This window comes from Gammaproteobacteria bacterium (assembly GCA_032250735.1).
Taxonomy (GTDB): Bacteria; Pseudomonadota; Gammaproteobacteria; order SZUA-152; family SZUA-152; genus SZUA-152.
The window spans coordinates 22,187-31,358 of record JAVVEP010000034.1; the positions used below are offsets into that span (position 1 = coordinate 22,187).

Sequence of the window (9,172 nt, forward strand, 5' to 3'; positions counted from 1 at the left end):
CCCCTATCAAGGCTATCTCGTCTAAATGTGCGGTTTATATGAAACACTACACTAGATCGACAATTTATCCACCCGGCGATTACCGTAGATCAGATTCACCACCGCGCGGGTTCCCATGATAGCGGTAAACATGGAGGTGATAATGCCGATGGACAGGGTAATGGCGAAGCCCTTGATGGGGCCGGTACCGAAACCAAACAGAATCACCGCCGCAATCAGGGTGGTGATATTGGCGTCCGCGATGGTCGAAAACGCCTTGGCATAACCGGAATTAATCGCTGCCTGCGGGCTGATGCCATTGCGCAACTCTTCGCGAATACGCTCGAAGATCAGCACGTTGGCATCCACCGCCATACCCACGGTGAGCACGATACCGGCGATACCGGGCAGGGTCAGGGTCGCCTGTAACAGCGACAGCACGGCGACAATCACCACCAGATTAAACGCCAGCGCCAGATTGGCGACCATGCCAAAACCGCGATACCACATCGCCATGAACACCAGCACCAGCACAAAACCGATAATCACCGAGGCAAAGCCCTGGTTAATATTATCCTGGCCCAGGCTCGGGCCGATGGTGCGCTCTTCAATGATCTCGATGGGGGCCGCCAGCGCGCCGGCACGCAACAGCAGGGCCAGGTCGTGTGCCTCCTTGGTGCTGTCCAGGCCGCTGATCTGGAAACGCTTGGAAAGCTGTTCCTGGATGCGCGCGGTGTTGATGACCTCTTCCACCACGCGGCGGGTCTTCACCGGCTCGCCATCAACCAGGCGTGTTTCGGTCTTCTTCTCGATAAACACCACCGACATCAGCTTCTTCACATTCTCGCCAGTGACCTTGCTGAAAATGCTCGCGCCCTTGCCGTCCAACGTAATGTAGACCGCCGGTCCGCCGCTCTGCTGATCGAGACCACTGGAGGCATCGATGATGTAATCGCCGGTGAGCATTACGCGGTTCTTCAGCAGCGCATGACCGCCTTCACGTTGTGGATAGAGCTTCAGCCCGGCCGGTACGCGGCCAGTGGCCGCGGCGGCCTCGGCATCGTGGGTTTCATCGGTAAGACGGAATTCCAGGGTGGCGGTGGCGCCGAGGATCTCCTTGGCGCGTGCGGTATCCTGTACGCCCGGCAGCTGCACGACGATACGTTCTTCACCCTGCTGCTGGATCACCGGCTCGGCCACACCCAGTTCATTGACACGGTTGCGCAGCGTGGTGATGTTCTGTTTCAGCGCCAGCTTGCGGGTCTCGCGCTTTTCATTCTCGGACAGCCGCGCCAGCAGCACGAAATTGCCCTCGCGCTCCTCATCCTCGATCAGCAGATCACGGTAGTCCTTGTTCAGCAAGGACTCCGCCTGGGCACGCTCCTCGGCCGAGCCGAAGGTGATCTCTACGGCACTATCGCCCTGCTTGCCCGCATACTGGCCGATATTGGTATAACGCACCTTGTTCTCGCGTAGCAGTCCGCGAAAATCGCTGATGTAGCGTTCTTCGGCCTGATGCACGGCGGCATTGACGTCGACCTCCATCAGGAAGTGCACACCGCCACGCAGATCCAGACCCAGATACATCGGCGCCGCGTTCATCGCCCGCAACCAGTCCGGGGTGCGCGGCGCCAGATTCAGCGCCACCACATAGCCGCGACCCAGCCCGTCCCGCACCACATCCTTGGCCTTGAGCTGGCTTTCGGTATCCGGGAAACGCACCAGGATCTGTTCGTCGGCCAACAGGATACTGTTGAAGGCGATGCCGGCGTCCTGCAGCAGCCCGCGCAGTTTCTCCTGACTGCTGATATCCACCGACGTACTGCGCAGGGAGGAAACCTGCAAGGCGGGGTCTTCCCCGTACAGGTTGGGTAATGCGTACAGGCTGCTACCGACCAACACAATGATAAGTAGCAGGTACTTCCAGGCGGAATACTGATTCAACATGACGGGCTATCCGTAAAGGTGGTTAATGCAGTGTTGGTAATTGATAAATAGCCGGCACGGGATGTCCGTTCGCCACGGCTATTCGGCGTTGTTATTCTGATTTCATCGTACCCTTGGGCACCAGTGCGGAGACCGACTGCTTTTGCACCTTCACCTCCACGCCCTCGGCGATCTTCACGGTGAGGAAACTCTCGCCCACCTCGCTCACCCGACCGAGCAGGCCACCGTTGGTGACGACCTCATCCCCCTTGGCCAACGCCTCGACCATGTTTTTGTGCTCTTTGGCGCGCTTGGTCTGCGGACGGATCAGCATGAAATAGAACAGCACAAAAATCAGCAGCAGCGGCAACATGCCCAGCAGGCCAGCGTCGGATTGGGCCGCACCAGCGGCAGCGCCTTCAGCAAGGGCATCAGAAATGAAAAAGCTCATGGGTTATTTTCCTATGTTACGGGTTGCATGTTACGGGTTAGATGTTACAGGTTATCGGTTACCGGTCATGGTGAAGCAACCGCCTGAAAAAAGGTCGCCATTATTACACACTTGCGGGTTTTTGTGCGCGCCGCCCCCCCTCTCAATCCCTCTCAGGCACGTTGCGCATAGAAGTGGCTGACAAAGGCGCCCAGGGTGTTGGCCGCGATGGCGTCACGCAGGCCACGCATCAGTTCCTGATAGTAGTAGAGGTTATGGATGGTGTTGAGGTGCGCGCCCAGCATCTCGCCGGTCTTGTCCAGGTGGCGCAGGTAGCTGCGGCTGTAATTGCGGCAGGTGTAGCAGCCGCACTGCGCGTCCAGCGGGCCGGTGTCAAATTCGTGGCAGGCATTGCGGATCTTGATCACCCCCTGGCGGGTGAACAGGTGGCCGTTACGGGCGTTACGGGTAGGCATCACGCAGTCAAACATGTCCACCCCGCGCAACACGCCCTCGACCAGATCCTCCGGCTTGCCCACGCCCATCAGGTAACGCGGCTGCCCGGCCGGCAGTAAGGGGGTGGTGTGGTCCAGCACCCGCAGCATGTCCTCTTTGGGCTCACCCACCGACAGGCCGCCGATGGCGTAGCCGTCAAAGCCGATCTCCACCAGGCCCGCCGCGGATTCCGCCCGCAGCCCCTCGTACATGCCGCCCTGCACGATGCCGAACAGGGCGTTGGGATTGCCCCCGGTCGCTCCCGGCATCCTGCCTTCCGCGACACTCGCACATCCCTGTGCATCGTGGGCGTCCTTGGAGCGCTGGGCCCAGCGCAGCGACATCTGCATGGAGTCGCGGGCCTGCTGCTCGTCCGCCGGATACGGGGTGCATTCATCGAAGCACATCACGATGTCCGAGCCCAGCGCCCGCTGCACGGCCATGGATTCCTCCGGCCCGAGAAACACCTTGTCGCCATTGACCGGCGAACGGAAGGTCACGCCCGCTTCGGTGATTTTCCTCATCTCGCCCAGGCTGAATACCTGAAAGCCGCCGGAGTCCGTAAGGATGGGGCCCTGCCAGTGCATGAAATTATGCAGATCGCCGTGAGCCGCGATGACCTCGGTGCCGGGGCGCAGCATCAGATGGAAGGTGTTACCGAGAATGATCTCCGCGCCCATGCCGATGAGTTCTTCCGGGGTCATGGTCTTGACCGTGCCGTAGGTGCCCACGGGCATAAAGGCCGGGGTTTCCACCGTGCCACGCTCAAAGGTGAGACGGCCGCGGCGCGCTGCGCCGTCACTGCTGATGTGTTCAAACTTCATAAAGTTAAAATTCTAAGCGCCTACCTAAGCACCTAAGCCTAAGCACCCAGGAAACCGAGAATCTCTTTTTCAATATCCCGCTTATCAACCACCGTTTTTTGCGCAATCTCTTTGTCAAACAACGCCGCGATCTGGGCAGGAATTTTGATATTCGCTTTCCTGGCGATCATGTTCAACGCATCGATATCATGCTCAAAGGTTTCACCGGTTAAGGCTTTGGCGATGACAGGAGAGAACTTGGTCCACTCCGCGGTTGAATACGCAATCGTCTTGATGGACTTGTCTTTACGGCAGGTGTCATAGGCTTTGAAACAGGTCGCGGTGTGAGGACACATGAGATAGCCAGCTTGCTCAAAGGCCTGTTTGATATAGCTCAAGCCCTCTTCATCGGTACAGAAGTCGGCGGCAAAGATTGCCTGGAGCTTGCTTAATTCGTCTGCGGTTAATTCATAGCATTTTTCGCTATCAAGCTGGTGCATCAGCTGTTTGGTACGCTCAGCACCGAACAGATCAAACAAGATACGTTCCACGTTGGAAGACTTCAGGATATCCATCGCCGGAGAAGTGGTGGGGATAACGCTCTTATGGCTGATGTCATAGCGCCCGGTGGTAATGAGCTGAGTCAGTACATTGTTGGCATTCGATGCGATGTGGATCTGTTTAACGGGCAGGCCCATTTTCCAGGCGTAGTAACCGCCCAGGGCGTTACCGAAGTTGCCACTGGGGACATTCAGGTAAACCGGTTCACCTAACCGGATCACCCCTTTGCGCACCAGTTCAAGATAGCTATGAACGTGATAGATGACCTGGAAAATAATGCGACCGAAGTTAACGGAGTTGGCGGCGGACAGCGAGATGTCATGGGCTTTCAGCGCCTCACCAAAGGCATCCGAGACCAGCAGCGACTTTAGGGCATTTTGCGCATCGTCGAAATCACCATGGATGCCGATGACTTTCAGGTTTGCCGCATCTTCCGTCACCATCTGTAACCGCTGTACATCCGAGGTGCCACCGTCCGGGTAGAGACAGGCGACCTGGACGTTTTCACGATTTTTAAAGGTCTCTAATGCGGCTGGGCCGGTGTCACCACTGGTGGCCGCCAGGATCAGATATTTTTCACCACGCGCCTGGGCCACGGCAGATAGCACCTTGCCAAAAGGTTGTAGCGCCATGTCCTTAAAGGCACGAGTCGGCCCGTGGTATAGCTCGCTGACGAAGAGGTCGTCATAGACTTTTACCACCGGTACAGGGTTGCCTGGATCGTCAAACGCATCGTAAAGGCTCAACGCGGCGTCAATCACGGACGGCTCGATATCCACTTCAAAGGCCTGCAATATGGCTTTAGCCAGCGTCTTGTAGTCGGAGTCGATATGCGCCTTAAAGAAGTCATCATCCAACGCAGGCAAGGACTCCGGTGAATAGATGCCTCCGAACGAAGACATCGGGCTTAGGATGGCCTGGGAGAAGGTGATAGCGGCAGGCCTTTTGCCGTCATTACCCCGGGTTTCAATAAACTTCATGTTGAGCCTGTCTATGGATACTGTCTGTTAATACTATCTATTGAGTTGTAGGGTGAGCACCGCCCACCATGACCAATGTTGTTTCTTGGTGGGCAATGCCCACCCTACTTCTATCTATTGACTTGTAGGGTGGGCATCGCCCACCGTTTTGGCACTAATTGGTGGGCGATGCCTTTATGCCCTGTGGGTGCACCCTACTTCAATGTTTCCAACCGAATACGCGTCAAGGCACCGATGACGGTGTCCAGCTGCTCGATGGCGGCGATGGCGGTATTCATGTTGCCCTCGTTGACCCGATGGGTCAGCAGGATGATGGTCGCCGGGGCATCGCCCAGGGATTCCTTCTGCATGATGGCCTCGATGCTGATGCCCGAGTCGCCGAGGATGCTGGCGACCCTGGCCAGCACGCCGGGTTTGTCCTCACATTGCAGGCGCACGTAGTAGGCGGTTTCCACCTTGTCCATGGACAGGATGGGCAGATCGCTGAGCGCGTCCGGCTGGAAGGCCAGATGCGGCACGCGGTTCTCCGGGTCCGAGGTCAGGGTGCGGGTCACATCGACCAGATCCGCCACTACCGCCGAGGCCGTAGGATCGGCGCCGGCGCCGGCACCGTAATACAGCGTCGGGCCCACGGCATCACCCTTCACCAGCACGGCGTTCATCACGCCGTCGACGTTGGCGATCAGGCGGCGCTCGGGGATCAGGGTCGGATGCACCCGCAATTCCACGCCCGCCTTGGTGCGGCGCGCGACGCCGAGATGCTTGATGCGATAACCCAGCTCTTCGGCATAGACCACATCTTCACGGGTGATCTTGGTGATGCCTTCGGTGTAACAGGCCTCGAATTGCAGCGGGATACCGAAGGCGATGGAGGCGAGAATGGTCAGCTTGTGGGCGGCATCGATACCCTCCACGTCGAAGGTGGGATCGGCCTCGGCATAACCCAGGCGCTGCGCCTCGGCCAGCACGTCAGCAAAATCACTGCCGTTATCGCGCATCTCGGTGAGGATGAAATTGCCGGTGCCGTTGATGATGCCCGCCAGCCATTCAATGCGGTTGCCGGCCAGGCCTTCGCGTATCGCCTTGATGATCGGAATGCCACCGGCCACCGCGGCCTCGAAGGCCACCACCACGCCCTTCTCCTGCGCCGCGGCGAAGATCTCGTTGCCGTGTTTGGCGATCAGCGCCTTGTTGGCGGTGACCACATGCTTACCGTTGGCGATGGCGGTCAATACCAGCTCGCGGGCCAGGGTATCGCCGCCGATCAGCTCGACCACAATCTGCACCTCGGGATCGCTGACCACCTCCTGCGGGTTGACGGTCAGGGTAATCCCGGTGGTATCACAGATGCGCGCCTTGTTCATGTCACGGGTCGCCGCATGGGTGATCACGATACCGCGCCCGGCACGCCGCGCAATCTCCTTGGCATTGCGCAACAGCACATTGACCGTGCCGCCACCCACAGTGCCCAACCCCAACAGTCCTACTTTTACAGGTTCCACTCTATTCATTCCCCAATACTTAACGAGTTCTCATGTAGGGTGGGCATCCGCCCACCGATTATGTTCCACTTAAAATCAAGCCGGTGGGCGATGCCCACCCTACATACTTTACTTGGCCTCGGCACTCTCCGCCGCCTGACTGTCGGCGCGGAACATATCGCGAATCCCGCGCAGGGCCTGACGGGTACGATGCTCGTTCTCGATCAGACCGAAACGCACATGGCCGTCACCGTATTCACCAAAACCGATACCCGGCGACACCGCCACCTTGGCCTCGATCAACAGCTTCTTACTGAATTCCAGCGAGCCCATCGCCTTGTATTGCTCGGGAATCGGCGCCCACACAAACATCGTCGCCTTGGGTTTTTCCACTTCCCAGCCGAGGGCGCAAAGCCCCTCGCAAAGCACATCGCGACGGCTGCAATACATGTCGGCGATCTCCTTCACGCACTCCTGCGGCCCTTCCAGGGCGGCAATCGCCGCGACCTGGATCGGGGTGAACATGCCGTAGTCGAGATAGGATTTGATCCGCGCCAGGGCGGCCACCAACTTCGGATTGCCCACCATGAAACCCACGCGCCAGCCGGGCATATTGTAGCTTTTGGACAGGGTGAAGAATTCCACGGCCACATCCTTCGCGCCCGGCACTTCCATAATGGAGGGGGGCGTATAACCGTCGAACACGATGTCGGCGTAGGCCAGATCCTGAATTACCCAAATTTGGTGTTCTTTGGCGATGGCCACGACCTTTTCAAAAAATTCCAGCTCCACGCACTGCGTGGTGGGGTTGCCGGGAAAATTCAGCACCAGCATCTTGGGCTTCGGCCAGGTGTCCTTGATCGCCTTTTCCAGTTCGGTGAAAAAATCCAGATCGGGGGTGAGCGGCACGTGGCGGATATCCGCCCCGGCGATCACAAAACCGTAGGGATGGATAGGATAGGACGGGTTGGGCACCAGCACCGCATCGCCCGGGCCCACCGTCGCCAGCGCCAGATGGGCGAGACCTTCCTTGGAACCGATGGTGACAATCGCCTCGGTCTCGGGATCCAGCTCCACCTTGTAACGGTCCTTGTACCAGTTGCAGATGGCGCGACGCAGGCGCGGAATACCGCGTGACACCGAATAACGGTGCGTATTGCCGCGCTGGGTCACCTCGATCATCTTGTCGACAATGTGCTGCGGCGTGGGCTGATCCGGATTGCCCATGCCGAAATCCACAATATCCTCGCCACGCGCCCGGGCCTTGGCCTTCAGATCATTGACGATGTTAAAAACGTACGGCGGGAGGCGATTAATTCGCGTGAATTCGTCAAACATGGCGTTTCATGAACCTTCTAGTAAACCTTCTGTTAAGCATGGGTAATCTGACTCGGCGCAGTGGATTGTCGGTGCGAATGTCTATAAATAAATATAAATATCTGTAAAATCAGGAGCTTGAAAAACCAGCCCGGCCAGCAAAAAAAGAGCCAAAGTATACCTTAAGCGCTCGCAACTTGGCCATTGGCAAACCACCTTTTGGCAGGCAAACCTTTAAAATCAACAGCGCCGGGGGTTACTATCCAGACGGTTTACTATCCAGACACCCACCCGGTTTACTATCCTCCTACTATCTAGACACCCAACCCAGAGACACCCCCATGCAAGTCAATCTCGACCACGACATCCACTCCTACACCATCCGCGCCTACCAGCCCGGCGCCATCACCCTCACCGTCCCCTACTCGGCAGAGATTGCCCTGCAAAACCGCGGCGCCGAACCGACCTCCCGCCCCCTGGGCGTCGAAACCATCACCGGCAGCTTTATCGTCAGCCCCCGCCACCTGCTGCGCGACTGGGCACCCACCGACATCGACAGCCTCAGCGCCAACCACCTCAACGCCATCATCGAACTGCAACCCGAACTGGTATTGCTGGGCACCGGCCCACGGCTGATATTCCCGCCCCACGCAATATTGGCGGACCTGCATCGACAACGCATCGGCGTAGAAGTCATGGACACCGCCGCCGCCTGCCGCACCTACAACATCCTGATGGCTGAAGGAAGATTTGTCGTCGCCGGGCTGATCAACCCGCAATAACCTGACACAAGCCACCACCCCGTCCGACCTGCGTAAAACCCAACCCGCACAAACCCTCCGCGCATGCACGAAGACCAGACACAGACCCTAACGTTAAAAGGGAATCAAAAAAATATCTGTCACTACTTTCAGCAATGTCCTGGCGCAGCCTGATTTAGCAGGATTGCAGCAAGTGAGTGGGAAGGTGCGCAGATATGTTTACGATCTTGACGTTCTCGTATATCGAGCGACCGGATATGGTCAAGGATATCGAACCACCGGTATTGCAGAATATGCCACTTAAAATAGTGGCAAATGAAAGGCAAAGACGGAGTTAAGGCGTGACTCGCTAACCTGCGAGGCGGCCTGTGGAATTTGACCATAAAAAACGGCTAAGGAGAATAACCGCTACTTCAAAATAGTGTCGACAGAGTAACCT

7 protein-coding genes are annotated in these 9,172 nt (G+C 57.7%); 1 reads left to right on the forward strand and 6 read right to left on the reverse strand.

Features of this window, described 5'->3' with window-relative positions:
* Positions 1-51: 51 nt before the first annotated feature.
* From secD to alaC, 6 genes are all read right to left on the reverse strand, one after another.
* Positions 52-1,926 carry a protein translocase subunit SecD gene (secD, locus tag RRB22_14145; GenBank protein ID MDT8385545.1) on the reverse strand — a complete coding sequence of 625 codons (1,875 nt, stop codon included), beginning with the start codon at positions 1,924-1,926 and terminating at the stop codon, positions 52-54.
* A gap of 91 nt (positions 1,927-2,017) precedes the next feature.
* Complete coding sequence (gene yajC / locus RRB22_14150) at positions 2,018-2,356, reverse strand: preprotein translocase subunit YajC (protein MDT8385546.1); 339 nt, start codon at positions 2,354-2,356, stop codon at positions 2,018-2,020.
* Positions 2,357-2,508: 152 nt separating this feature from the next.
* Positions 2,509-3,654, reverse strand: a complete 1,146-nt coding sequence (tgt, locus tag RRB22_14155; GenBank protein MDT8385547.1) for a tRNA guanosine(34) transglycosylase Tgt — start codon at positions 3,652-3,654, stop codon at positions 2,509-2,511.
* Positions 3,655-3,692: 38 nt separating this feature from the next.
* Entirely contained in the window at positions 3,693-5,174 is a 1,482-nt protein-coding gene (thrC, locus tag RRB22_14160) for a threonine synthase (protein MDT8385548.1), read from the reverse strand.
* 194 nt (positions 5,175-5,368) lie between these two features.
* Positions 5,369-6,676, reverse strand: coding sequence for a homoserine dehydrogenase (locus RRB22_14165; GenBank protein MDT8385549.1), 1,308 nt, complete (start codon positions 6,674-6,676; stop codon positions 5,369-5,371).
* 108 nt (positions 6,677-6,784) lie between these two features.
* Positions 6,785-7,993, reverse strand: a complete 1,209-nt coding sequence (alaC, locus tag RRB22_14170; protein ID MDT8385550.1) for an alanine transaminase — start codon at positions 7,991-7,993, stop codon at positions 6,785-6,787.
* Positions 7,994-8,313: 320 nt separating this feature from the next.
* Here alaC and RRB22_14175 point away from each other — a divergent pair, with 320 nt between their 5' ends.
* Positions 8,314-8,754 (forward strand): Mth938-like domain-containing protein, encoded by a 441-nt coding sequence (locus tag RRB22_14175; GenBank protein ID MDT8385551.1) that lies wholly within the window; start codon positions 8,314-8,316, stop codon positions 8,752-8,754.
* Positions 8,755-9,172: the final 418 nt, after the last annotated feature.

Bases quoted from the DNA above. Each gene is read 5' to 3' on its own strand.
- secD (MDT8385545.1), bottom strand. From the start codon at position 1,926: ATGTTGAATCAGTATTCCGCCTGGAAGTACCTGCTACTTATCATTGTG.
- yajC (MDT8385546.1), bottom strand. From the start codon at position 2,356: ATGAGCTTTTTCATTTCTGATGCCCTTGCTGAAGGCGCTGCCGCTGGT.
- tgt (MDT8385547.1), bottom strand. From the start codon at position 3,654: ATGAAGTTTGAACACATCAGCAGTGACGGCGCAGCGCGCCGCGGCCGT.
- thrC (MDT8385548.1), bottom strand. From the start codon at position 5,174: ATGAAGTTTATTGAAACCCGGGGTAATGACGGCAAAAGGCCTGCCGCT.
- alaC (MDT8385550.1), bottom strand. From the start codon at position 7,993: ATGTTTGACGAATTCACGCGAATTAATCGCCTCCCGCCGTACGTTTTT.
- RRB22_14175 (MDT8385551.1), top strand. From the start codon at position 8,314: ATGCAAGTCAATCTCGACCACGACATCCACTCCTACACCATCCGCGCC.